Source organism: Microbacterium aerolatum (assembly GCF_007988825.1).
GTDB classification, from domain to species: Bacteria; Actinomycetota; Actinomycetes; order Actinomycetales; family Microbacteriaceae; genus Microbacterium; species Microbacterium aerolatum.
The window spans coordinates 115399-138359 of the sequence record NZ_BJUW01000008.1; the positions used below are offsets into that span (position 1 = coordinate 115399).

At 66.7% G+C, this 22961-nt stretch carries 20 protein-coding genes; 7 read left to right on the top strand and 13 right to left on the bottom strand.

The window, feature by feature from the left end:
* Positions 1-42: 42 nt before the first annotated feature.
* Positions 43-963: a 5'-3' exonuclease gene (locus MAE01_RS10190; protein ID WP_147039441.1), complete on the top strand. Its 921-nt coding sequence runs from the start codon at positions 43-45 to the stop codon at positions 961-963.
* 18 nt (positions 964-981) lie between these two features.
* Here MAE01_RS10190 and MAE01_RS10195 read toward each other — a convergent pair whose 3' ends face one another.
* Genes MAE01_RS10195 through trpD form a run of 3 tightly spaced genes read right to left on the bottom strand, consistent with a single transcriptional unit; the run spans position 982 to position 4281 of the window.
* Positions 982-2229, bottom strand: coding sequence for an MFS transporter (locus MAE01_RS10195; protein ID WP_147039442.1), 1248 nt, complete (start codon positions 2227-2229; stop codon positions 982-984).
* Positions 2226-3212, bottom strand: coding sequence for a PHP domain-containing protein (locus MAE01_RS10200; RefSeq protein ID WP_147039443.1), 987 nt, complete (start codon positions 3210-3212; stop codon positions 2226-2228). Before MAE01_RS10200 ends, MAE01_RS10195 begins: the two co-directional genes overlap by 4 nt.
* Before the next feature lie 4 nt (positions 3213-3216).
* Positions 3217-4281: an anthranilate phosphoribosyltransferase gene (gene trpD / locus MAE01_RS10205; protein ID WP_147039444.1), complete on the bottom strand. Its 1065-nt coding sequence runs from the start codon at positions 4279-4281 to the stop codon at positions 3217-3219.
* A gap of 142 nt (positions 4282-4423) precedes the next feature.
* Between trpD and ctaE the strand changes: the two genes are divergently transcribed.
* From ctaE to MAE01_RS10230, 5 genes are all read left to right on the top strand, one after another.
* Positions 4424-5116, top strand: coding sequence for an aa3-type cytochrome oxidase subunit III (gene ctaE, locus MAE01_RS10210; protein ID WP_147039445.1), 693 nt, complete (start codon positions 4424-4426; stop codon positions 5114-5116).
* 20 nt (positions 5117-5136) lie between these two features.
* Positions 5137-5940: a cytochrome bc1 complex diheme cytochrome c subunit gene (gene qcrC / locus MAE01_RS10215; RefSeq protein ID WP_147039446.1), complete on the top strand. Its 804-nt coding sequence runs from the start codon at positions 5137-5139 to the stop codon at positions 5938-5940.
* 36 nt (positions 5941-5976) lie between these two features.
* Positions 5977-7053, top strand: a complete 1077-nt coding sequence (gene qcrA, locus MAE01_RS10220) for a cytochrome bc1 complex Rieske iron-sulfur subunit (RefSeq protein WP_147039447.1) — start codon at positions 5977-5979, stop codon at positions 7051-7053.
* Positions 7050-8882, top strand: a complete 1833-nt coding sequence (gene qcrB / locus MAE01_RS10225) for a cytochrome bc1 complex cytochrome b subunit (protein ID WP_147039448.1) — start codon at positions 7050-7052, stop codon at positions 8880-8882. Before qcrA ends, qcrB begins: the two co-directional genes overlap by 4 nt.
* A gap of 244 nt (positions 8883-9126) precedes the next feature.
* On the top strand, positions 9127-9546 hold the full coding sequence (locus MAE01_RS10230) for a rhodanese-like domain-containing protein (protein ID WP_147039449.1): 420 nt from the start codon (positions 9127-9129) through the stop codon (positions 9544-9546).
* Between the two features lie 259 nt (positions 9547-9805).
* Here MAE01_RS10230 and MAE01_RS10235 read toward each other — a convergent pair whose 3' ends face one another.
* From MAE01_RS10235 to MAE01_RS10255, 5 genes are all read right to left on the bottom strand, one after another.
* A complete protein-coding gene (locus MAE01_RS10235; protein WP_147039450.1) occupies positions 9806-10240 on the bottom strand; it encodes a cytochrome c oxidase subunit 4 in 435 nt (144 codons plus the stop codon).
* A gap of 3 nt (positions 10241-10243) precedes the next feature.
* Positions 10244-11989 carry an aa3-type cytochrome oxidase subunit I gene (gene ctaD, locus MAE01_RS10240; RefSeq protein ID WP_147039451.1) on the bottom strand — a complete coding sequence of 582 codons (1746 nt, stop codon included), beginning with the start codon at positions 11987-11989 and terminating at the stop codon, positions 10244-10246.
* Positions 11990-11994: 5 nt separating this feature from the next.
* The gene (ctaC, locus tag MAE01_RS10245) at positions 11995-12903 is read right to left on the bottom strand and encodes an aa3-type cytochrome oxidase subunit II (protein WP_147039452.1); all 909 of its coding nucleotides are present in this window, start codon (positions 12901-12903) and stop codon (positions 11995-11997) included.
* A 96-nt stretch (positions 12904-12999) separates the two neighbouring features.
* Positions 13000-13362 carry an iron-sulfur cluster insertion protein ErpA gene (gene erpA, locus MAE01_RS10250; RefSeq protein WP_147039453.1) on the bottom strand — a complete coding sequence of 121 codons (363 nt, stop codon included), beginning with the start codon at positions 13360-13362 and terminating at the stop codon, positions 13000-13002.
* Between the two features lie 79 nt (positions 13363-13441).
* Positions 13442-14851 (bottom strand): dipeptidase, encoded by a 1410-nt coding sequence (locus tag MAE01_RS10255; RefSeq protein WP_147039454.1) that lies wholly within the window; start codon positions 14849-14851, stop codon positions 13442-13444.
* Between MAE01_RS10255 and MAE01_RS10260 the strand changes: the two genes are divergently transcribed.
* Entirely contained in the window at positions 14850-15461 is a 612-nt protein-coding gene (locus MAE01_RS10260; RefSeq protein ID WP_147039455.1) for a DUF3043 domain-containing protein, read from the top strand. The two genes, MAE01_RS10255 and MAE01_RS10260, sit on opposite strands and share 2 nt — an antisense overlap.
* 96 nt (positions 15462-15557) lie before the next feature.
* On the opposite strand, the gene MAE01_RS10265 is transcribed toward MAE01_RS10260, so the two are convergent.
* The 5 genes from MAE01_RS10265 to dnaE are packed head-to-tail and all read right to left on the bottom strand — an operon-like array spanning position 15558 to position 22921.
* The gene (locus MAE01_RS10265; RefSeq protein WP_147039456.1) at positions 15558-16574 is read right to left on the bottom strand and encodes a quinone-dependent dihydroorotate dehydrogenase; all 1017 of its coding nucleotides are present in this window, start codon (positions 16572-16574) and stop codon (positions 15558-15560) included.
* Between the two features lie 10 nt (positions 16575-16584).
* The gene (gene nrdR, locus MAE01_RS10270) at positions 16585-17061 is read right to left on the bottom strand and encodes a transcriptional regulator NrdR (protein WP_147039457.1); all 477 of its coding nucleotides are present in this window, start codon (positions 17059-17061) and stop codon (positions 16585-16587) included.
* Positions 17062-17065: 4 nt separating this feature from the next.
* Complete coding sequence (gene hisD, locus MAE01_RS10275; RefSeq protein ID WP_147039458.1) at positions 17066-18394, bottom strand: histidinol dehydrogenase; 1329 nt, start codon at positions 18392-18394, stop codon at positions 17066-17068.
* A gap of 1 nt (position 18395) precedes the next feature.
* Positions 18396-19391 (bottom strand): hypothetical protein, encoded by a 996-nt coding sequence (locus MAE01_RS10280; protein ID WP_147039459.1) that lies wholly within the window; start codon positions 19389-19391, stop codon positions 18396-18398.
* A gap of 11 nt (positions 19392-19402) precedes the next feature.
* Positions 19403-22921, bottom strand: coding sequence for a DNA polymerase III subunit alpha (gene dnaE / locus MAE01_RS10285; protein WP_147039460.1), 3519 nt, complete (start codon positions 22919-22921; stop codon positions 19403-19405).
* Positions 22922-22961 lie beyond the last annotated feature (40 nt).

Consider the following 22961-nt stretch of genomic DNA (forward strand, 5'->3'; position numbering starts at 1 on the left):
GACGCCTCAAGCCGTGTCGCCGCCCTGTGACATGCTGAACGCATGAGCGACAAGCTGATGCTGCTGGACACCGCATCCCTCTACTTCCGGGCCTTCTTCGGCGTGCCCGACAAGGTCAAGGCCGCTGACGGCACGTCTGTCAACGCCGCCCGCGGACTGCTCGACATCATCGCGAAGCTGGTCACCCTGTACGAGCCCACCCACATCGTCGCTTGCTGGGACGACGACTGGCGCCCGCAGTGGCGAGTCGACCTCATCCCGAGCTACAAAGCGCATCGCGTCGTCGAGGTCGTCGAATCCGGCCCGGATGTCGAAGAGGTGCCCGACCCGCTCGAAGCGCAGATCCCTCTGATCCGCGAAGCGCTCACCACCCTCGGCATCCCGATCGTCGGCGTGACCGCGCACGAGGCCGATGACGTCATCGGCACTCTCGCCACCAGGTCGAGCATCCCGGTCGACATCGTCACGGGCGACCGCGACCTCTTCCAGCTCGTCGACGACAGCCGCGGCATCCGGGTCATCTACACCGCCCGCGGCATGAGCAACCTCGAGATCCTCACCGACGAGTCCGTCGTCGCGAAGTACGGCGTGCTGCCGACTCAGTACGCCGATTTCGCGACGATGCGCGGCGACGCGTCCGACGGGCTCCCCGGTGTCGCCGGCGTCGGCGAGAAGACCGCAGCCACCCTCCTCAAGGCACACGGCGACCTCGCCGGCATCCGCGCCGCAGCAGCCGCGGGCGAAGGCATGAGCTCCGGGGTGCAGGCGAAGGTACTCGCCGCATCCGAGTACCTCGACGTCGCCCCGACAGTCGTAGAGGTCGCGCGGAACCTGAACATCGAGGTGCCCGCAGAGCCGGTCCGCGCACTCGACGCCGCCCGGACCGCCGCCGCAGAGGCCCTTGCCGAACAGTGGAACCTCGGCGGTTCGATGCAGCGCGCGATCGCCGCCCTGAACCGGTGACGGCCGCGAACCGGTGAGTCAGCGCCGCCGGAACGCCACGACCATCGCCGACATCAGCGCGATCGTGTAGGCCAGCACGACCACCGTGATCGCCAGCAACGGCACCTGCCATCCACCGCTCGCCTCGCGCAGCGCGCCCATGACTGGTGCGCCGAGCGCCGCGAACAGGTATCCACCGCCCTGCACCACGGCTGACGTGGTGGCGGCTTCCGCGTCCGACCTCGACACACGGACCAGTGCGGTGAAGATCAGCACGAACCCGCCCGAGTGCGTGATCGCGCCGAACGACGCCCACAAGCCCGCGAACTCCGGAGCGATCAGCATCCCGATGACCATCACCGCGTAGAAGACACCCAGCAGAAGCGCCGAGTAGACGGCCCCCACGAAGCGCAGCAGCAGCGGAGCGATCATCGCGCCGACGATCGCGACGCCCTGGAACACCGACGAGAGAGCGCCGGCGCCCACGGCATCCACGTCCGTGGTGTCGAGCAGGATCGTCGGGAACCAGGTCGACATCGCGTAGTAGACCGTCGACTGCGTGGCGAACGCCGCCGCCAGCAGCCACACGATCGGGCGCCGGATGATCGCCGCGACGCGATTGTCGACGATCACCGGGGTCGGTCCCGTGAGCGTCGCCGTCTCCGCAGTCGCGCCCGATCGACTCGTGGCGGCCTCGCCCGAGGTCCTGTCGGCTGAACTCCAGGCACGCGATCGCACGATGTGCACCAGCCACAGCGAGATCCCGATGACGCCGAACGAACCCCACAGCAGAAGCGCGAGCGGCCAGCCGGTGGCCTCCGCGATCGGAACGGTCGCCAAGGCGGCGAAGAGCGAGCCGGCGTTCAACGTCGCCGTGTAGGCGGCCGTCGCGATCGCGGTCCGTTCCGGCGGCAGATCACGCCGGATGATCACCGGGATCACGACGTTCCCGATCGTGATCGCCGCGCCGATGACGACCATCCCGGCGAGCATCGAACCGAACCCCGGGAGCGCCCGCACGAGCGTGCCGATCATCACACCCGCGAGTGAGAGCAGGAGCGCGATCTCGGCTCCTGCTCGGCGGATGACCAGTGCCGCCAGCGGAGTCACCACGGCGAACATGACGACCGGAGCTGTCGTCAGCAGACCGGCGGATGCCGAACTGATCCCGAGATCGGAGATGATCTCCGGCAGCACCGGGGTGAGCGCGATGATCGGTGCGCGCAGGCTGAGAGCGGCGACGAGGATGCCGATGAGCACCAGCCACGGAATGGTGCGTCGCGTCATTCCGTCCAGGCCTTCAGACGCTCCAGCCCCCAGGTGGTCACGATGCGCTCCGCGGGCACACCTGCGTTCTCGGCGCGCTCGGCGCCGTAGTCGAGGAGCGAGAGCTGCCCCGGCGCGTGCGCGTCCGAGTCGATCGAGAACAGGCAGCCGGCGTCCAGGGCGATCGTGATCAGGTCGTCCGGCGGGTCCTGGCGTTCGGGTCGTGAGTTGATCTCGACGGCGACGCCGTGCTCTGCGCAGGCGTCGAAGACCGCGTGCGCGTCGAATTGCGACTGCGGCCGTGTGCCGCGCTCCCCCTGCACGAGCCGGCCCGTGCAGTGGCCCAGCACGTTCACGTGCGGCTGCGACACCGCGTTCAGCATGCGCGCGGTCATCTCACGCGTCTCCATGCGCAGCTTCGAATGGACGGATGCCACGACGATGTCGAGCTCGTCGAGCAGCGCGGCATCCTGATCGAGCGCCCCGTCCTCGAGGATGTCGACCTCGATGCCCGTGAGCATCGTGAGGCCGCCCCTCGACTCCGCGCGAACCTGAGGCAGCTGCTCACGCAGCCGCTCGGCGGACAGTCCGCGCGCCACGCGCAGACGCGGCGAATGATCCGTGATCGCCAGGTACTCGTGTCCGAGCGCCCGCGCGGCATCCGCCATCACAGAGATGGGCGTCGTGCCGTCAGACCATTCCGTGTGCGCGTGCAGGTCACCGCGGAGCTTTGCACGCAGCGCGGATGCCCGCTCCGGTGCGACGTCGCCGCGCAGGTCGACCAGATAGTCGGGCACTTCGCCGCCCTGAGCCTGCCGGATCGCCGCGAACGTCGATTCGCCGATCCCCTTGGCCGCGCGTAGGCGTGTCGGGTCGTCCACGACGTCCTGCGGCAGCGCCTTCAGCGTCGCGGCCGCCTGACGGAAGGCCTTGGCCCGGTATCGCGATGCGCGTTCGCGCTCGAGAAGCGACGCGATCTCCAGCAGCGCGTCGACGGGATCCATGGTCTCAGGCGGATGCGAGTTCGCGAGTGGCCGCCACCCAGGCGTCGAGCTTCGCCGCGGCGCTGCCGTCGTCGATCGCGGCCTCTGCACGCGCGTAGCCGTCGCGGAGGCGCTCGAGGATCGGACGCGTCGCCTGCGTGGCATCCTGCGAGAGCTCGAAGGCGACGATGCCGGCCGCGGCGTTGAGGAGGACGATGTCGCGCACCGGGCCCTTCGTGCCTGCGAGCGTGTCGCGGAGAACCCCGGCGTTGTGCTCCGGCGAGCCGCCGATGAGGTCGGCGAGGTCCGCCGTGGGGATGCCGAGGTCACGAGGATCGAGGTCGTGCTCATGGATGTCGCCGCGCGAGACCTCCCAGATCCGGCTGTGGCCGGTGGTGGTCAGTTCGTCGAGCCCGTCGTCGCCGCGGAACACGAGCGCGGTCGCACCACGTGTGCGGAAGACGCCGGTGATCAGCGGCACGCGCTCGAGCTGAGCGACTCCGACCGCGTTCGCCTCGGCGCGCGCAGGGTTGCAGAGCGGGCCGAGCATGTTGAACACAGTGGGGACACCCAGTTCGCCTCGAGCCGCGCCGGCGTGCTTGAAGCCAGGGTGGAACGCTGCCGCCCACGCGAAGGTGATGCCGGTGCGGTCGAGCACTGCGGCGACGTCCTCCGGAGAGAGGGACAGCTGCAGCCCCAGCGCACCGAGCACGTCTGACGACCCGGACGCGGAGCTGGCCGCACGGTTGCCGTGCTTGACGACCGGGATGCCCGTTGCCCCGATGATGATCGCCGCCGTGGTCGAGACGTTGACCGTGCCGACCCTGTCGCCTCCCGTGCCGACGATGTCCAGAACGTTCGGGGAGACCGGGAGCGGTACGGCCGCTTCGAGGATCGCGTCGCGGAAGCCGACGACCTCGTCGATCGTCTCGCCCTTGGCGCGCAGGGCGACGAGGAATCCTGCCAGCAACGCGTCGGACACATTGCCCTGCATCACCTGGCGCATCGCCCACGTCGACTCCCAGACGCTGAGATCGCGCCGCTCCAGCAGAGTGGTGAGGACATCGGGCCAGGTCAGGGAATCAGCCATGACAGTGATCCTATCGGCGCGAATAAATTCCTTGCGCGCGGGACGTCGACGCACAATCTCCGATTTTCGTTGGATTCACCGAGGATTCGCAGCGTTTCCTTAGGGTCCCCTAAGTCTACGAACATCGAAACGGGGATGCCGGATGCAAGAATCACCGCCGCGGATCGGCCATAATGGAGGGGTGACCACCTCAGCGACCTATGCCCCGGCGGCAAGAACTATCAAGCGCCCGAATCCGGTAGCTGTCGGCACCATCGTGTGGCTCGGCAGCGAGGTGATGTTCTTCGCGGGACTGTTCGCGATCTACTTCACCCTCCGCAGCACCTCCCCCGAACTGTGGGCGGACCGCACCGAGCTGCTGAACGTCCCGTTCGCCGCAGTCAACACCGCCATCCTGGTGTTCTCCTCCGTGACCTGCCAGATGGGCGTGTTCGCGGCCGAGGACATGCAGGCCTACCGCATCAAGAAGGGGCAGTTCAACAGCGCAGGACGCCGTCGCCTCTTCGGCTGGGGAATGGTCGAGTGGTTCTGGCTCACCTTCGCGCTCGGCGCGATCTTCGTCTCCGGTCAGGTCTGGGAGTACGCCCAGCTGGTCGCCGAGGGCATGCCGATTCAGGCTGACTCCTACGCCTCGGCCTTCTACCTGACCACGGGCTTCCACGCCCTTCACGTCACCGGCGGACTCATCGCGTTCCTGCTCGTCATCGGACGCGCGTTCGCGGTGAAGAACTTCACGCACAAGGAGGCGACCACCTCGATCGTCGTGTCTTACTACTGGCACTTCGTCGACGTCGTCTGGATCGTGCTGTTCTTCGTCATCTACTTCCTGAAATAAGAGCGGAGCTGACCTGCGAAATGGCACGAGAGAAGAAGCGTCGCTCGAACGGACGCCGTAGCCCCCTGGCCGCTGCGGCGCTGATCGGTGCGGGACTCCTGATCACCGGCGGCATCTATGCCGGCGCGTCTGCGGCGATCGCTGCGACCGAGACTCCGACGGCGGCGAGCACTCAGCTCACGGTCGACGACGGCGAGAAGCTGTTCCAGGCGAACTGCGCGACCTGTCACGGCCTTGACCTGCAGGGAACCGACAACGGCCCGAGCCTCTACGGCGTCGGCGAGCTGTCCGTCGAGTTCCAGGTCGCCACCGGTCGTATGCCGCTGCAGATGCAGGGCCCTCAGGCCCCGCAGAAGCCGGTGCAGTTCACGCAGGACCAGATCGAGGCGATGGCCTCGTACGTCCAGTCGGTCGCCCCCGGCCCGAGCTACCCCGCTGACGAGATCCTCGACGGTGAAGGCGACGTGGCTCACGGCGCCGAGCTGTTCCGGATCAACTGCGCCATGTGCCACAACGTGGCAGCGGCCGGTGGAGCACTCACCGAGGGCAAGTACGCCCCGCCGCTGACGAGCACCAGCGCCCTGCACATCTACGCGGCCATGGTCACCGGCCCGCAGAACATGCCGGTGTTCGGCGACATGAACCTGTCCGACGAGGACAAGCGCGACATCATCTCGGCGCTGCTCTTCCAGCAGCAGGAGGTCCAGGTCGGCGGCTTCACGCTCGGCTCGCTCGGACCTGTCTCCGAGGGCCTGTTCATCTGGATCTTCGGCATCGGCGCCCTCGTCGGTGCGACCGTGTGGATCACGGCGAAGTCCAACTGACGCATATTCATCGAAGAGGAACGTACGAGGAGCACCATGGCACACGACGACGACTCGCAGGCCCTTGACAGGGCCTACCAGCCCTCTCCGGGGCTGGGTGTCGCAGTCAGCGATCCCGTGCAGAACCCGGGTCTGCCGCCGCACCGCGAGCGGATGACGGACCTGGACCCGAAGGCCGAGAAGCGCGCGGCACGGACTGTCTACACGCTGTTCTACCTGTCACTCGCCGGAAGCATCTGGGCCGTCGCGGCTTACATGCTGTTCCCCATCGAGGACGGCTCGATGGCGGCGATCCGCAACAACAACCTCTTCATCGGTCTCGGAATCGCTCTGGCGCTGCTCTCGATCGGTCTGGGAGCCATCCACTGGTCCAAGGCGCTGATGAGCGACAAGGAGTTCATCGAGCACCGGCATCCCACCCGCGGCAAGGACGCCACCCGCGAGGCAGCGATCCAGGCATTCGCCGACGCGAACGAGGAGTCCGGCTTCGGCCGTCGCACGATGATCCGCAACTCGCTGATCGCAGCGGTCGTGGCATCCATCGTCCCCGGTGTCGCGCTGTTCCGCGGGCTCGCTCCGCACAGCACCCCCGAGGACCCGACCGCCGGCGACCCGGTCGCGCTCCTGAAGCACACGATGTGGGCTGAGGGCCAGCGTCTCGTCCGCGACCCGGATGGCACGCCGATCCGTGCGGCGGATGTCACGCTCGGCTCCGCTTTCCACGTGATCCCCGAGGACCTCGCGACCCTGTCGCACCACGACGGATACCTCGAGGAGAAGGCCAAGGCCATCGTTCTGATGATGCGCCTGCGGCCCGAGCAGCTCATCGAGTCCGAGGAGCGCAAGGACTGGTCGTACGACGGCATCGTCGCGTACTCCAAGGTCTGCACCCACGTCGGCTGCCCGGTTGCTCTCTACGAGCAGCAGACGCACCACCTGCTGTGCCCCTGCCACCAGTCGCAGTTCGACGTGACCGACCACGCCAAGGTCATCTTCGGCCCGGCCGCACGTCCGCTGCCCCAGCTGCCGATCACGGTCGATGACGAGGGCTACCTCGTCGCACGCAGCGATTTCGAAGAACCTGTCGGCCCGAGCTTCTGGGAGCGCCATTGAGCACCGCAACGCTGTCCAAAGAGGACAAGGACAACAAGGCCCCTCTCGGCGGCCGCTTCGTCGGCGCAGCGTCGAACTACATCGATGAGCGCACCAGCCTCTCCGGCTTCGTCAAGGAGCTGGGCCGCAAGATCTTCCCCGACCACTGGTCGTTCATGCTCGGCGAGATCGCGCTGTGGAGCTTCGTCGTCGTATTCATCTCCGGCTCGTTCCTGACGTTCTTCTTCGAAGCGTCGATGGTCGAGACGCACTACACCGGTGCCTACGCCCCGATGCGCGGCATCGAGATGTCCGCTGCGCTCGAGTCGACGCTGCACATCTCGTTCGACCTGCGCGGTGGCCTGCTGGTTCGCCAGATCCACCACTGGGCAGCTCTGGTGTTCGTCGCCGGTATCGGTGTGCACATGCTGCGCATCTTCTTCACCGGTGCGTTCCGCAAGCCGCGCGAGCTCAACTGGGTGATCGGCTTCGTGCTGTTCATCCTCGCGCTGGCCGAGGGCTTCACGGGCTACTCCCTTCCGGACGACCTGCTCTCGGGCAACGGCCTCCGCATCATCGACGGCATGGTCAAGGGCATCCCGCTCATCGGCACCTGGACCTCGTTCCTGCTGTTCGGCGGCGAGTTCCCCGGCACCGACATCGTCGGCCGCTTGTACACGCTGCACATCCTGCTGCTGCCGCTGCTGGTGATCGGCCTCATCGTCGTGCACCTGATGCTGATGATCGTCAACAAGCACACGCAGTTCGCCGGCCCCGGCCGAACGAACGACAACGTCGTCGGCTACCCGATGATGCCCGTGTACATGTCGAAGATGGGCGGCTTCCTGTTCATCGTCTTCGGCGCGATCGTGCTCATCGCGACGTTCTTCCAGATCAACCCGGTCTGGAACTACGGTCCGTACGACCCCTCCCCCGTTTCGGCCGGTACGCAGCCGGACTGGTACATCGGCTTCGCGGACGGCGCCCTGCGTCTGGCTCCGTCGAACTGGGACATCGTGTTCCTCGAGCGCACGCTGTCACTCGGCATCCTCGTGCCGGTCGCGGTCCTCGGACTGTTCATCGTCGCCGTCGCCATCTACCCCTTCATCGAGGCGTGGATCACCGGCGACAAGCGCGAGCACCACATCGCACAGCGCCCGCGCAACGCCGCGACGCGCACCGCGATCGGTGTTGCCGGTGTCATCTTCTACGCGGTGATGTGGGCTGCGGCGTCGTCCGACCTCATGGCGACCCACTTCCACCTCACGATGGAAGGCGTCATCCACACGCTGCAGGCTCTGCTGTTCCTCGGCCCGATCATCGGTTACTTCGTCACCAAGCGCATCTGCATCGCGCTGCAGAAGAAGGACCGCGAGATCGTGCTGCACGGCTACGAGTCCGGTCGCATCGTCCGCCTTCCCGGTGGCGAGTTCATCGAGGTCCACCAGCCGGTCGACGAGTACGACCGCTGGAAGCTCATCGACGTCGACGGCTACGAGCCGCTCGTGGTGCGCCCGAACGCCAAGGGCCGCATCCCGTGGACGCAGAACCTGCGCTCCTCGATGTCGCGCTGGTTCTACGAGGACCGCCTCTCGCCGCTCACGCAGGCCGAGGTGAGCGCCGCAGACGCGCACCAGCACCACGTCACGACCCACATGGACGAGGCCGAGGCTGCCGAGATCCAGGGCGCTCACGAGCGCGCAGGCGCTCCGGATGCTCCTTTGCACCCGACCACCGAGACCCACCTGGGCGAGACGGCCAACACGCCGAGCTCGGTGATCGCCACGGAGCCGGATGAGGACTCCCGCGAGAACAGGACCACCACGCAGGAGGATGAGGACGGCAAGTAAAAGCGCCTCTCCCCTTTTCGATGGCCCCGACGCGATCTGCGTCGGGGCCATCTGCGTATCTGAAAGGTGTCTACAAGACGTGCGGATCCAGCCGCAGTGAGCTCCGCTCCCCCTTCCACTGACGTCTGCACGACGTCGAGACGTGCCTCGACCTCAGGAAGCACGGTGAACGCATCCAGATGACCGCCCGGCTCGGTCGCTCCGGCCGCCGTACGGCTCCGGAGTCGGGTCCTAAGCTGGAGCCATGATCGAACGCGCTGACTACTTCGCCGCAAAGCTCGCCTACGAGACCGACGCCAGCGACCTGTATGCCCGCCAGAAGGCCGGAGACGACGTCGTGGTCATCGATGTCCGCTCGGATGAGGCCTGGGCGCAGGGACGCGTCGCAGGCGCCGTGCACATGCACTACAGCGAGATCGCCGCCAGAGCACCGCAGGAGATCCCGGAGGGCACTGATGTCGTGGTGTACTGCTGGAGCCCGGGATGCAACGCCGGCGCGAAGGGCGCTCTGGAGTTCGCCAAGCTGGGCTACCCGGTGCGGGAGATGATCGGCGGCTTCGAGTACTGGGCCCGCGAGGGATACCCGGTCGAGGATCACGACGGCATCCACCGCCGGCCGATCGACCCGCTCACCGGCGTGCCGCGCGTTCGTTCTCGGGCCTGACGCGCACGCAAGCGATCCTTGAGAGGTGTCGCCAATTGCCGCCTATCGCGCCATCAAGCGGCGCTAAGAGACACTTGCCGACCTCCCGCGCGCCCACGCCAGCCTGGAGGTGGCGCTTCTTGCCGCCTGAGCGGTTGCCAGGCGGCAAGAAGCGCCACCTGCGGGAAGGACGAGCTCAGGGTAGACGAGCCGCGCCCCCGGCCGCTCAACGCAGAAGGCCCCTGGACGAGGTCCAGGGGCCTTCTGACGAGAGAGTGTCTCAGCGGGCGAAGTGACCGCGGTAGTACTCGTAGACCCAGCCGACGATCGCGACCGCGAAGATCGCGACGCCGATCGGGAGCAGGAAGTGTCCCACTGCCATGCCGATCAGGAAGATGGCCGCGGATCCGGCCAGCACGAGCGGCCACCAGGACCACGGGCTGAACTCGCCGAGCTCCGGGTCGCCGTCATCGATGTCGGCCGTCAGGATGTCCTCGGGCAGCTCGCCGCCCTGCGCCTTGTGCGTGCGCTGCAGGTAGACCGCGACCATCGCCGACATGAACATGCCGAAGAACAGCGCGACCGTGCCGACCCACTCGACGCTCATCGCGCCGGTCAGCTCCGGGTAGGCGAGGATGTGCCACACCGTGTATCCGGTGCCGACCAGGAAGAAGAAGCCGGCGAGGATCCACCACAGAACGATGTTTGAACGCATGACTTACTTCGCCTCTCCGTTCGCATCCGAGACGCCGGACGCGGCGACCCCGACCGGGTGCTCTGCGGCCTCCGGGTGGTTCAGGTCGAATGCGGGCCGCTCGCTGCGGATACGCGGGATCGACGTGAAGTTGTGACGCGGCGGCGGGCAGCTGGTCGCCCACTCGAGCGATCCGCCATAGCCCCACGGGTCGTTGACCGTGACCTTCGGCGCCTTGCGGGCCGTGATCCACACGTTCAGGAAGAACGGCAGCATCGAGGCGCCGAGGATGATGGCACCGATCGTCGACACCTGGTTGCCCCAGGTCCAGCCGTCGGCTGCCGAGTAGTCCGCGTAGCGGCGGACCATGCCGTCCACACCCAGCCAGTGCTGGATGAGGAACGTCATGTGGAAGCCGATGAACAGCATCCAGAAGTGCACGTACCCGAGACGCTCGTTGAGCATGCGGCCGGTCCACTTCGGCCACCAGAAGTAGAAGCCGGAGAACATCGCGAACACGACGGTTCCGAACACCACGTAGTGGAAGTGGGCGACGACGAAGTACGAGTCGCTGAGGTGGAAGTCCAGCGGCGGCGACGCGAGGATGACTCCGGTCAGACCACCGAAGACGAACGACACGAGGAAGCCGAGCGCGAACACCATCGGCGTCTCGAAGGTCACCGAGCCTCGCCAGAGCGTTCCGATCCAGTTGAAGATCTTCACACCCGTCGGCACCGCGATGAGCATCGTCATGAGCGCGAAGAACGGCAGCAGCACGGATCCGGTGACGTACATGTGGTGCGCCCACACGGCCACGGACAGGGCGGCGATGGCGATCGTCGCGTACACCAGGGTCTTGTATCCGAAGATCGGCTTGCGGCTGAAGACCGGGAAGACCTCGGAGACGATGCCGAAGAACGGCAGCGCGATGATGTACACCTCGGGGTGACCGAAGAACCAGAACAGGTGCTGCCACAGCAGCACGCCGCCGTTCGCCGGGTCGAAGACGTGAGCGCCGAGGATACGGTCCGCAGCAGCGGCGAAGATCGCCGCAGCCAGCACGGGGAACGCCATCAGGATCAGGAGGCTCGTGATGAGCGTGTTCCACGAGAAGATCGGCATGCGCCACATGGTCATACCCGGTGCACGCATAGTGATGATCGTGGTGATGAAGTTCACCGCACCGAGGATCGTGCCGAAACCGGACATGCCGAGTCCGACCATCCACAGGTTTCCACCTGCTCCGGGCGAGAACGACGCGTTCGCCAACGGCTGGTAGGCGAACCAGCCGAATGATGCCGCACCCTGGGGGGTGAGGAAGCCGGCGACGGCGATGATCGAGCCGAAGCCGAACAGCCAGAACGCGAAGGCGTTCAGTCGCGGGAACGCCACGTCGGGAGCACCGAGCTGAAGCGGGAGGATCGCGTTCGCGAATCCGGCGAACAGCGGCGTCGCGAACATCAGCAGCATGATCGTGCCGTGCATCGTGAACAGCTGGTTGTACTGCTCCTTGGTCGGCACGATCTGCATGCCGGGAGCGAACAGCTCGGCACGGATGACGAGCGCCATCACACCACCGAGCAGGAAGAACAGCACAGAGGTGATCAGGTACATGTACCCGATGGTCTTGTGGTCAGTGGACGTGATCCACTTGACGACGATGTTGCCCTTCTCCTCCGTGCGGGAGGAGCTCAGCAGAGCGGCCTGACGGGCCGGAATTGCGGTGGGGCGAGCGCCAGGAGCCTGGCTGGGGGCCTCAGTGGTTGACATGAGGATTACTCTCCCTCTTCCTCGGAGTCCGTTCCCTGGGCACCCGTGCCCGGGAGATTGCCGAGTCGGTCGTAGGCGTCATTGATGTCGCCGACGTTGCCCTCCTCGCGGAGCGACTCGACGTACGCGTCGTACTCGTCCTGCTCGACGACCTTGACGTTGAACATCATCATCGAGTGGTACTCGCCGCACAGCTCGGCGCACTTGCCGTCGTACTCGCCGACACGGGTCGGGATGAAGGACCAGGAATTGTCCTTCCCGATGTACATGTCCTTCTTGTAGAGGAAGTCGATGATCCAGAACGAGTGGATGACATCGCGCGACTGCAGGCTGATGTGCACCTTCTGGTCGACAGGGAGCACCAGCGTGGGCAGCTCTTCCTTGTCGATGTTGCCATCGGCATCCGGCTGCGCCTGGATACCCATGGTCCACACGGCGTCGGACAGGTCGTCGTCCTCGCCGGCGTACATGAAGTCGAACGCCCACTGCTTGCCGATCGCGGTGATCTCGACGTCGGCGTCATCGCCCCACTGGGTCTCGATCTCAGCCTGGTCGCGCGCCGTGAAGAAGAACATTCCCATGACGAGGATCAGCGGGATCACCGTGTAGAAGATCTCGATGGGCATGTTGTACCGCATCTGCACCGGCAGGCCGGTCTGGCCCTTCCGGCGGCGGTACGCGATGGCGGCCCAGCCCATCAGGCCCCACGTGATCAGGCCGACGGCCAGAAGCACGATCCAGGAGTTGACCCAGAGCGACGCGACACGGTCGGTCTGGTTCGTGGCGGCAGTGCCGTCTTCCACGAAGCCCGGGAGGAATCCGTGAAGCTCGGTGGGAGAGCATCCCGCCAGAGCCACGGCTGCTGCAATTCCTACCGGAACTGCAGCCCAACGAAGGCGGCGTTTCGAGGGCACGATACACCTTTCAAGATCGCGGACAGGGCTCATCCCAGTCTAGGGCAAGCTCACACCTGATTCATGCCAACCACGCAGGTCGGACACGGCTTACTTTCAGTGGAAGCTGTCGCCGCAAGCGCAGCTTCCGGCCGCATTCGGGTTGTCGATCGTGAAGCCCTGCTCCGAGATCGTGTCCTTGAAATCGATGGCTGCGCCGTCGAGGTAGGGCACGCTCATGTTGTCGACGATGACCTCGACGCCGTCGAAGTCGACGGTCTCGTCGCCGTCCAGGTAACGCTCGTCGAAGTAGAGCTGGTAGATCAGACCGGAGCATCCGCCGGGCTGCACTGCCACGCGAAGTCGAAGGTCCTCGCGGCCCTCCTGCGCGAGAAGGTTCTTCACCTTGGTGGCGGCAGCGTCCGTGAGGGTGACGCCGTGTGCGGTCTTGGTCTCGGAAGTGATGGTGGTGTCGCTCATGTCGCTCCTTCTGACGTGCCGCGCATGCGCACGGCTGGTACTGCGATTCTACTGCCGGGGACTGTAAATGGCTCGGGACTCAGACAGTGGCCGCATTCATGCGCGCCAGCAGCAGCGCCTCGGTGGCGACGGCGTGGCGGAACGTGTCCAGGTGCAGCGACTCGTTCGGGCTGTGCGCGCGCGAATGCGGGTCTTCCACCCCGGTGACGAGGATCTGGGCGTCCGGGAACTCGCGGACGAGATCGGCGATGAACGGGATGGAGCCGCCAACGCCGAGATCCACGGCATCCTTGCCGTACCCGTCCGCCATCGCCTGACGGGCGAGGCCGACGGCCCAGCCGCTGGTGTCGACGAGGAAGCCGTTGCCGAGATCGACATCCGAGAACGTCAGCTCGGCTCCGAAGGGCGCGTTCGCGCGCAGGTGCTTCTCGAGCGCCGCGTACGCCTCCTCACCGGTCTGGCCGGGGGCCACGCGAGCGCTGATGACAACGGTCACCTCGGGAAGGAGGGTGTTGGATGCCGATTCCACGCTGGTCGCGTCGATGCCGATGACCGTGACGGCCGGCTTGTTCCAGATCCGGCTGAGGATGCTGTCCCTGCCGATCGGCGTGGTGCCGGGCAGCAGTCCGGCCTCGTCGCGCAACGTCTCCTCGGAGTACTCCGGGGTGGGAGCGTCGCGCTCGCTCATCCCATCCACCGCGACGGCGCCGTCGGCATCCCACAGGGTCGACAGCAAGCGCACGGTAGCCATCATGGCGTCGGGCACCGCGCCGCCGAACATCCCGGAGTGCGAAGCGTGGTCGAGCGTGCGGACCTTGAGCGTGAAGCGGGCGTTGCCGCGCAGCGAGACGGTCAAGCCGGGGGTCGTGGAGTCCCAGTTACCCGAATCGGCGACGACGATCGCGTCGGCGCGCAGCGCATCGGCGTTGTCGCTGAGGAACTGCGCGAACGAGCGGGAGCCGTACTCCTCCTCACCCTCGATGAACATCGAGACGCCGAGCTCGAGATCGTCGCCGAGCGCCTCGCGCACCGCCCGCAGCGAGGCGATGTGCGTCATGATCCCGGCCTTGTCGTCCGCAGCACCACGGCCGTACAGCCGTCCGTCGCGCACGGTCGGCTCGAACGGCGGCGTCTCCCACAGCGCGTCGTCGCCGGGAGGCTGAACGTCGTGGTGCGCGTAGAGCAGGATGGTCGGCTTGCCTCCGCGTGCTGCCCTGGTCGCGAGCACGGCGGGCTGGCCGTGCTCGTCCGTTCCGGGGATCGCGGCGCGAAGCACGCGGACCTCATCGAAGACTCCGGTGCCCTCGGCGAGACTCGCCACGCGCTCGGCGCTGCGCTCGAGCTGCGTTTGGTCGAACGACGGCCAGGCGATGCCGGGGATGCGCACGAGATCGCCGAGATCTGCGAGCGCACTCGGGATGCCGATCGCCGCCGCTTCGCTGACGGCGGATTCGATGGCAGGGTCTGCGGTGGGCGGCACTGAGGTCATGCGAGTAATCTTAAGGCTTCACCCGAATCTTGATCCGAGGAGTCCCGTGGCCGCTTCCACCCCATCGACGAACGACGAGTCCGCCGAGACGCCGGTCGTCGGCAAGGGACGGCCGACTCCGAGCCGCGCCGAGCAGGAGGCTGCCCGTCGTCGTCCGCTCGTCGCGGACACCAAGGAGGCGCGCGCCGCGGCCAAGGTCCAGATGCGCGAGCAGCGCGAGCGTGCGCAGGCCGGCATGGCCGCCGGCGAGGACAAGTACCTTCCCCCGCGCGACAAGGGTCCGCAGCGACGCTGGGTGCGCGACTACGTGGATGCCGGCTGGCACGTGTCCGAGTGGGTGATGGCGCTGATGGTCATCGTCATCCTCGTCTCGCTCGTGCCGAACCCGACCTTCTCGTTCTACGCGTTCATCGGCCTGTGGTGCTTCATCATCGTCGCCGTGCTCGACATGATCCTTCTCGGCGCACGCGTCAAGCGGAAGGCCGCCGCGAAGTTCGGCAAGGAGCGCCTCGAGAAGGGGCTCGGCTGGTACGCCGGGATGCGGTCGCTGCAGATGCGCTTCATGCGCCTGCCGAAGCCGCAGGTCAAGCGCGGCCAGTACCCGGAGTGATCCCGGTTTCGACTCGTCTACCGCTGGTCGTTGAGCGAAGATGGCGAAGCCATCGGAGACGAAACGGGTTGAGCGAGCGCTAGCGAGTCGAAACCTCTAACGCAGCCCCTTGTTGATCTGCCGCGCCCAGAACGGGCCGCGGTAGAGGAACGCCGTGTATCCCTGCACGAGAGTGGCGCCGGCATCCAGTCGCTCTTGCACGTCGGATGCGGTCTCCACTCCCCCGACGGAGATGACGCAGAAGTCTCCGGGCACCGCCGCGCGCACGACGCGCAGCACCTCCATGGAGCGCTCCCGCAGGGGCGCGCCGGAGAGTCCGCCGGCACCGGCAGCTTCGACGACCGCGGCATCCGTCTTCAGACCCTCGCGGCCGATCGTGGTGTTGTGCGCGATGATCCCGTCGAGCCCCTCCGAGACCGCCAGCTGCGCGATCGCCGTGATCTCGTCGTCCGGCAGGTCGGGCGCGATCTTCACCAGCAGCGGCGTGGAGCCGGCGGCGATCTTGACGGCGCGCAGCAGCGGGGCGAGCGTCTCGACCGCCTGCAGTCCGCGCAGACCCGGAGTGTTGGGAGATGACACGTTCACCGCGAGGTAGTCCGCGAGCGGGGCGAGCGCGAGAGCGCTGGACACGTAGTCGGCGGTGGCGTTCTCGACCTCGACGACCCGGCTCTTGCCGATGTTCACGCCGATGACCGTCGCAGGGCGACGGCGGCGCAGCTTCGCGAGGCGCTTCGCCGCGGCATCCGCTCCTGCGTTGTTGAAGCCCATCCGATTGATCACGGCGCGATCGGGCACGAGGCGGAACAGACGCGGCTTCGGGTTGCCGTCCTGCGGGATGGCTGTGATGGTGCCGACCTCGACGTGTCCGAACCCGAGCGCTGCGAGTCCGCGCACGCCGACGGCGTTCTTGTCGAAACCCGCCGCGACGCCGAACGGCGAATCGAACGTAAGCCCCAGCGTCGACACCCGATGCGTCGGGTCGGGCGCACACAGAGCGCGAGTGGCCCAGGCGAACGGCGGCGCGCCCAGCACCCGGATCACGGCCATGCCGGCGTGGTGCGCGAACTCGGGGTCGAAGCGCGAGAGGACGGCGCGGAAGAGGAGGGGATACATCCCTGCCAGATTACCGGTCGGCGGTAGCCGCCTTCGACTGCGCATGGTCGGCGCGGAGGTCGCCGATGGCGCTTTCGAAGTCCTCCAGCGATTCGAACGCCTGGTAGACGCTGGCGAATCGCAGGTAAGCGACCTCGTCCAGGTCGCGGAGCGGTCCGAGGATCGCCAGTCCGATCTCGTTGGCATCCAGCTGCGATACGCCGGTCTGGCGCACCGCCTCCTCGACGCGCTGAGCGAGGATGGCGAGGTCGGCTTCGGTCACCGGCCTCCCCTGACAGGCCTTGCGGACGCCGGAGATCACCTTGTCGCGGCTGAACGGCTCCATCACGCCGGAGCGCTTGATGACGTTGAGGCTGGCGGTCTCGGTGGTCGTGAACCGCCCACCGCATTCCGGGCACTGCCGACGTCGGCGGATCGACAGGCCGTCGTCGCTGGTGCGCGAATCGATCACGCGGGAATCGGGGTGACGGCAGAACGGGCAGTGCATGGTGTTACAGCGTAGTCGTTCCCTGTTCGTCAGCCTGGAAGCGCGCTTCGATGGCCTCGCCGTGGGCCGGGAGCACCTCGGTGTTCGCCAGTGCCACGACGCCGTCGCGGACGGCTGCGAGGGCAGCGTGGTCGTAGGAGATGACCTGCTGCGGGCGCAGGAACGTGTAGGCGCCGAGCCCGGGCGCGTAGCGCGCCTGTCCCCCGGTCGGCAGCACGTGGTTGCTGCCCGCCATGTAGTCGCCGAGGCTCACCGGTGTCTGGTCGCCGACGAACACCGCACCGGCGCTGGTGAACGCGGATGACGCCTCGGGGGCGTCTTCGAGGTGGAGCTCGAGGTGCTCGGGCGCGTAGGCGTTGCTGAACGCGGTGGCCATCGCGCGGTCGTCGACGAGGACGATCGCGGACTGCGGTCCTGCCAGCGAGACGGCGACGCGCTCGGCGTGCATCGTGGATGCTGCGATCCGGTCGACCTCGACGGTCACGCGCTCGGCGAGGGCCTCGTCGTCGGTGACGAGCACGGCGGATGCCTGCTCGTCGTGCTCGGCCTGGCTCACGAGGTCTGCGGCGATGAGCCGCGCATCCGCCGTGCGGTCGGCGACGACGAGGATCTCGGTGGCACCCGCTTCGGAGTCGGTGCCGACGACGCCGGCCACCGCGCGCTTGGCGGAGGCGACGTAGTTGTTGCCGGGGCCGGAGACCACATCGACGGGGTCGAGGTCGAGGTCGGCGACGCCGTGCGCGAAGGCGCCGATCGCTCCGGCACCGCCCATGGCGTACACCTCGGTGACCCCGAGGAGACCTGCCGCAGCGAGGATGACGGGGTGGATGCGGCCGTCCTGATCGTGCTGCGGGGGCGACGCCAGCGCGATCTGCTGCACGCCGGCGACCTGCGCCGGGACGACATTCATGATCACGCTGGAGGGATAGACGGCCTTGCCGCCGGGGATGTACACCCCGACGCGGTTCACCGGCTGCCAGCGCTGCGTGATGAGGGCGCCGTCGCCGATCTGGGTGACCCGGGTGTCGGGAACCTGTGCGGCGGAGGCCTGCCTGACCCGGCGGATCGCCTCCTCGAGGGCGGTGCGGATCTCCGGGGTGAGAGCGGCGACAGCATCCTCGATGTGCGTCACCGGAACGCGGATCGCGTGGCCGGAGACCCGGTCGAACTTATCCGCCTGGGCGCGCAGGGCCGCTTCTCCCCCGGTGCGGACGTCTTCGACGATCCGCGCCGCGGTCTCCAGCGCCTCTGCCCGCGCCTGCGTGGCACGGGGAACAGCGGCGAGCATGTCTGCCGGCGAGAGCTCGCGCCCCCGCAGATCGATGGTGCGCACGTCAGCCCTTCGTGATGTCTGCGATGTCGTGCAGGTAGCCGACGCGTCCGTCGTCGTGGCGCACAAGATAGCTGCCGCCCCGATCCTCGATCACGAGCACCCAGGCTTCCGGCCCGACGCGGAACACGGCTTCGCCGGTCTCGTCGAACACGTCACGTTCGGTGGGCGCGAGCACCCAGAACGGCTGGCCGATCATCTCGCCGGTCTCGTCGTCGCCGCGCGATGAGCGAGCGTAGCCGGGGACGTAGTCGTCGTCGAGCTCGGGTGCGGTGCCGAGCGCTCCGCCTGAGGCGTGCTCGGTCAGCGGGAGGCTCTCGTCGAGTGCCGGCTGATCGGCGTCGTGCGTCGTGTCGTCCACGAAGGCGTCGTCGATGGCGGCCAGTTCTTCGTCCGCGGCAGCGGGAGAGGCGACCGGCCGCTCGGGCCGGGGACGGGCGATGACCGGACGCACCGGATTCGCGTTGCGATGTGCGAGCGTGACCAGACGCCCGCGGAAGTCGTCGCGCAGGCCAGGGATGATCGGTGCGAAGACGGTGAGCACGACCAGCACCAGCAGGGCGACCACCTGCACCCAGGGCACCCAGATGTTCAGCGAGGTACCGGTCTGCGACATCGCAGCGATGTACTGCCAGAGCTGCTGGATCCACCAGACGGCGGCGACCGAGAAGGCCACGGATGCGAACTGATCGATGCCCAGTGAGCCGACCCGGCGGATCCCGTCCGGAGAGAAGCGGCGGAGGACGATGAGGAAGACGGCGACCGTGGGCACGCCGAGCGGAAGGATCCAGGCGATGCCCTGAGTCCAGATGGCCGCGCTCCACCCGATCGGGAAGAACGAAGTGATGAACATGACCAGCCAGATGGCGACGATCAGCAGTTCGCGGATGGTGAATCCGAGGACCCCGTGCTGAGGTGCGACTTCTTCTTCGTAGAGGACGCCGTCCTCTTCTGTGAAGGGCTCTTCGGTGAAGGATTCATCCGGAATGTCCGTGCTCATGTGTCCCTACCCTACCCGAGGCAGGTCGGCCCGAGCAGGGACTTGAGGTCGCCGAACAGGTCGGCGGAGACCTTCACCGGCATGGGCACATCGAACACCTTCGCCGTCTGTCCGCGGTGCACCCGGAGCACCACCTCGGTGTCGCCGTTGTGCCTGCGCAGCACCTCTGCGAGCTCGTTCATGACGTGCTCCGTGGCGCGCTGCTCGGCGAGCACGAGCGAGAGCGGGCCGGCGGCGTCGAAGGAGCCGATATCCGGCGAGAACGCGGACTGCGCGTGCAGGTTGAGCCCGTCGTCTCGGCGGGAGACCCGGCCGCGCACGGCGAGGATGGCATCCTGCTGAAGCGTGTGCTGGAACTCGGTGTACGTCTTGCCCATGAACATCACGGTGACCTCGCCGTTGAAGTCCTCGACGGTGATCATGCCGTAAGGGTTTCCGCTGGCCTTGGCGACTCGGTGCTGCACGCTCGTCACCAGTCCCGCCACCGTGACCTGGTCTCCGTCCTGCAGGTCTTCCGACGCGAGCAGATTGTGGATCGAGATCGAGGCGTGTTTTGCCAGCGGGACCTCAAGCCCTGCCAGCGGATGGTCTGACACGTAGAGTCCGAGCATCTCGCGCTCGAAGGCGAGTTTGTCCTTCTTGATCCATTCGGGTCGCTCCGGCACCTTCGCCGGCGGGGCGTCGTCGTGCGCGTCGTACAGACTGTCGAAGTCGAATCCGATCGCGCCCTGGGCCTCGTTGCGCTTCTGGTCGACGGCGGCTTCCGTGGCATCCTCGTGGATCTCCATCAGAGCCCGACGGGTGTCGCCCATCGAGTCGAACGCGCCCGCCTTGATCAGCGATTCGACCGTCCGCTTGTTCGAGACGTGCAGGGGCACCTTCTTGAGGAAGTCGTGGAAGGAGGTGAAGTTCTCCTTCTCGCGCGACGCGACGATGCCGTCGACGACGTTGGTGCCCACGTTCCGAACAGCACCGAGGCCGAAGCGGATGTCCTCCCCGACGGCGGCGAAGAAGTTGATCGACTCGCGGACATCCGGCGGCAGCACCTTGATCCCCATGCGACGGCACTCGTTGAGGTAGATCGCCATCTTGTCCTTGGAGTCGCCGACGCTGGTCAGCAGCGCGGCCATGTACTCGGCGGGGTAATGCGCCTTGAGGTATGCGGTCCAGTACGAGACGAGTCCATAGGCCGCCGAGTGCGCTTTGTTGAAGGCGTAATCCGAGAACGGCAGCAGGATGTCCCACAGCGCCTTGACCGCGGCCTCGCCGTAACCGCGCTCCTTCATTCCCCCGGAGAAGCCCTCGTACTGCTTGTCGAGTTCGGACTTCTTCTTCTTTCCCATGGCGCGACGCAGGATGTCTGCCTGGCCGAGGCTGAAGCCGGCGACCTTCTGCGCGATGGCCATGACCTGCTCCTGATAGATGATCAGGCCGTAGGACTCCTCGAGGATGTCCTTCAGCGGCTCCTCGAGTTCAGGGTGGATCGGGGTGATCGGCTGCAGTCCGTTCTTGCGCAGCGCGTAGTTCGTGTGCGAGTTGGCGCCCATGGGACCGGGGCGGTACAGAGCGATGAGCGCCGAGATGTCACCGAAGTTGTCGGGCTTCATCAGACGCATCAGGGAGCGCATCGGCCCGCCGTCGAGCTGGAAGACGCCGAGCGAATCACCGCGGGCCAGCAGGTCGTAGGCGGGCTGGTCGTAGAGTTCCAGGTGCTCGAGGTCGACCTCTTCGCCGCGGTTCATCCGGATGTTGTCGAGCGCGTCGGAGATGATCGTGAGGTTTCGGAGCCCCAGGAAGTCCATCTTGATCAGTCCGAGCGTCTCGCACGACGGGTAGTCGAACTGCGTGACGATCTGACCGTCCTGCTCGCGCTTCATGATCGGGATGATGTCGAGCAGCGGCTCGGACGACATGATCACGCCGGCCGCGTGCACACCCCACTGACGCTTCAGTCCTTCAAGACCCAGCGCGCGGTCGAAGACCGTCTTCGCCTCGGGATCGGTCTCGATGAGCGTGCGGAACTCGCTGGCCTCCTTGTAGCGCGGATGCGCGGAGTCGAACATGCCGTCCAGCGGCATGTCCTTGCCCATGACGGGCGGCGGCATGGCCTTGGTCAGCCGCTCCCCCATGCTGAACGGGAATCCGAGCACGCGCCCGGCATCCTTCAGCGCCTGCTTGGACTTGATCGTGCCGTACGTCACGATCTGCGCGACGCGCTCCGAGCCGTACTTCGCCGTGACGTAGTCGATGACCTCGCCGCGGCGACGGTCGTCGAAGTCGACGTCGAAGTCGGGCATCGAGACGCGGTCGGGGTTCAGGAAGCGCTCGAAGATGAGACCGTGCTCGAGCGGGTCGAGGTCGGTGATCTTCATGGCGTACGCGACCATCGATCCCGCACCGGAACCACGCCCAGGACCGACGCGGATGCCGTTGTCCTTCGCCCAGTTGATGAAGTCGGCGACCACGAGGAAGTAGCCGGGGAACCCCATCTGCAGGATGATGCCGGTTTCGTACTCGGCCTGCTTGCGTACCTTGTCGGGGATGCCGTTCGGGTACCGGTAGTGCAGCCCCGTCTCGACCTCCTTGATGAGCCAGCTGTCCTCGGTCTCGCCGTCGGGCACCGGGAAGCGCGGCATGTAGTTCGCCGCGGTGTTGAACTCGACCTCGCAGCGCTCGGCGATCAGGAGGGTGTTATCGCACGCCTCGGGGTGGTCGCTGAACATCTGACGCATCTCCTGCGCCGTCTTGATGTAGTAGCCGTCACCATCGAACTTGAACCGGTTCGGATCGTCCATCGTCGAGCCGGACTGCACGCACAGCAGGGCCGCATGCGCGTCGGCCTCGTGCTGGTGCGTGTAGTGCGAGTCATTCGTCGCCACCAGCGGGATGTTCAGATCCTTCGAGATCTTCAGCAGGTCGGAGATGACGCGACGTTCGATCGACAGACCGTGGTCCATGATCTCGGTGAAGTAGTTCTCCTTGCCGAAGATGTCCTGGAACTCGGCGGCCGCGGCCCGCGCCGCGTCGTACTGCCCGAGGCGCAGTCGCGTCTGGATCTCGCCGGATGGGCAGCCGGTGGTCGCGATGAGTCCCTTGCTGTACTTCTGCAGCAGATCCCGGTCCATGCGGGGCTTGAAGTAGTAGCCCTCGATGCTCGACAGCGAGCTCAGCCGGAACAGGTTGTGCATGCCCTCGGTGCTCTGGCTCCACATCGTCGTGTGGGTGTAGGCGCCGGAACCGGAGACGTCGTCGCTCTTCTGATCCGGGGATCCCCATGCGACGCGAGACTTGTCGCTGCGGTGCGTTCCGGGGGTCACATACGCCTCGAGGCCGATGATCGGCTTCACGCCGGCGTTCTTGGCGGCGTTGTAGAACTCGAAGGCCGCGAAGGTGTTGCCGTGGTCGGTCACGGCGATGGCCGGCATGCCGTAATCGGCGGCCGCCTGGGTCATCGCATTGATCTTCGCGGCACCGTCCAACATGGAGTATTCGCTGTGCACGTGCAGGTGTACGAAGGAGTCGGATGCCACGATATCGAGTCTACGTCCGGGTACCGACGCCGGCTTCCGG

Excerpts from the sequence above, each read along its gene's own strand:
- ctaD (WP_147039451.1), bottom strand. The coding sequence starts at position 11,989 with ATGTCAACCACTGAGGCCCCCAGCCAGGCTCCTGGCGCTCGCCCCACC.
- MAE01_RS10260 (WP_147039455.1), top strand. The coding sequence starts at position 14,850 with ATGCGAGTAATCTTAAGGCTTCACCCGAATCTTGATCCGAGGAGTCCC.
- MAE01_RS10195 (WP_147039442.1), bottom strand. The coding sequence starts at position 2,229 with ATGACGCGACGCACCATTCCGTGGCTGGTGCTCATCGGCATCCTCGTC.
- MAE01_RS10280 (WP_147039459.1), bottom strand. The coding sequence starts at position 19,391 with ATGAGCACGGACATTCCGGATGAATCCTTCACCGAAGAGCCCTTCACA.
- MAE01_RS10190 (WP_147039441.1), top strand. The coding sequence starts at position 43 with ATGAGCGACAAGCTGATGCTGCTGGACACCGCATCCCTCTACTTCCGG.
- MAE01_RS10235 (WP_147039450.1), bottom strand. The coding sequence starts at position 10,240 with ATGCGTTCAAACATCGTTCTGTGGTGGATCCTCGCCGGCTTCTTCTTC.
- erpA (WP_147039453.1), bottom strand. The coding sequence starts at position 13,362 with ATGAGCGACACCACCATCACTTCCGAGACCAAGACCGCACACGGCGTC.
- MAE01_RS10255 (WP_147039454.1), bottom strand. The coding sequence starts at position 14,851 with ATGACCTCAGTGCCGCCCACCGCAGACCCTGCCATCGAATCCGCCGTC.
- trpD (WP_147039444.1), bottom strand. The coding sequence starts at position 4,281 with ATGGCTGATTCCCTGACCTGGCCCGATGTCCTCACCACTCTGCTGGAG.
- MAE01_RS10200 (WP_147039443.1), bottom strand. The coding sequence starts at position 3,212 with ATGGATCCCGTCGACGCGCTGCTGGAGATCGCGTCGCTTCTCGAGCGC.
- MAE01_RS10230 (WP_147039449.1), top strand. The coding sequence starts at position 9,127 with ATGATCGAACGCGCTGACTACTTCGCCGCAAAGCTCGCCTACGAGACC.
- qcrA (WP_147039447.1), top strand. The coding sequence starts at position 5,977 with ATGGCACACGACGACGACTCGCAGGCCCTTGACAGGGCCTACCAGCCC.
- MAE01_RS10265 (WP_147039456.1), bottom strand. The coding sequence starts at position 16,574 with ATGTATCCCCTCCTCTTCCGCGCCGTCCTCTCGCGCTTCGACCCCGAG.
- ctaE (WP_147039445.1), top strand. The coding sequence starts at position 4,424 with ATGCAAGAATCACCGCCGCGGATCGGCCATAATGGAGGGGTGACCACC.
- qcrC (WP_147039446.1), top strand. The coding sequence starts at position 5,137 with ATGGCACGAGAGAAGAAGCGTCGCTCGAACGGACGCCGTAGCCCCCTG.
- nrdR (WP_147039457.1), bottom strand. The coding sequence starts at position 17,061 with ATGCACTGCCCGTTCTGCCGTCACCCCGATTCCCGCGTGATCGATTCG.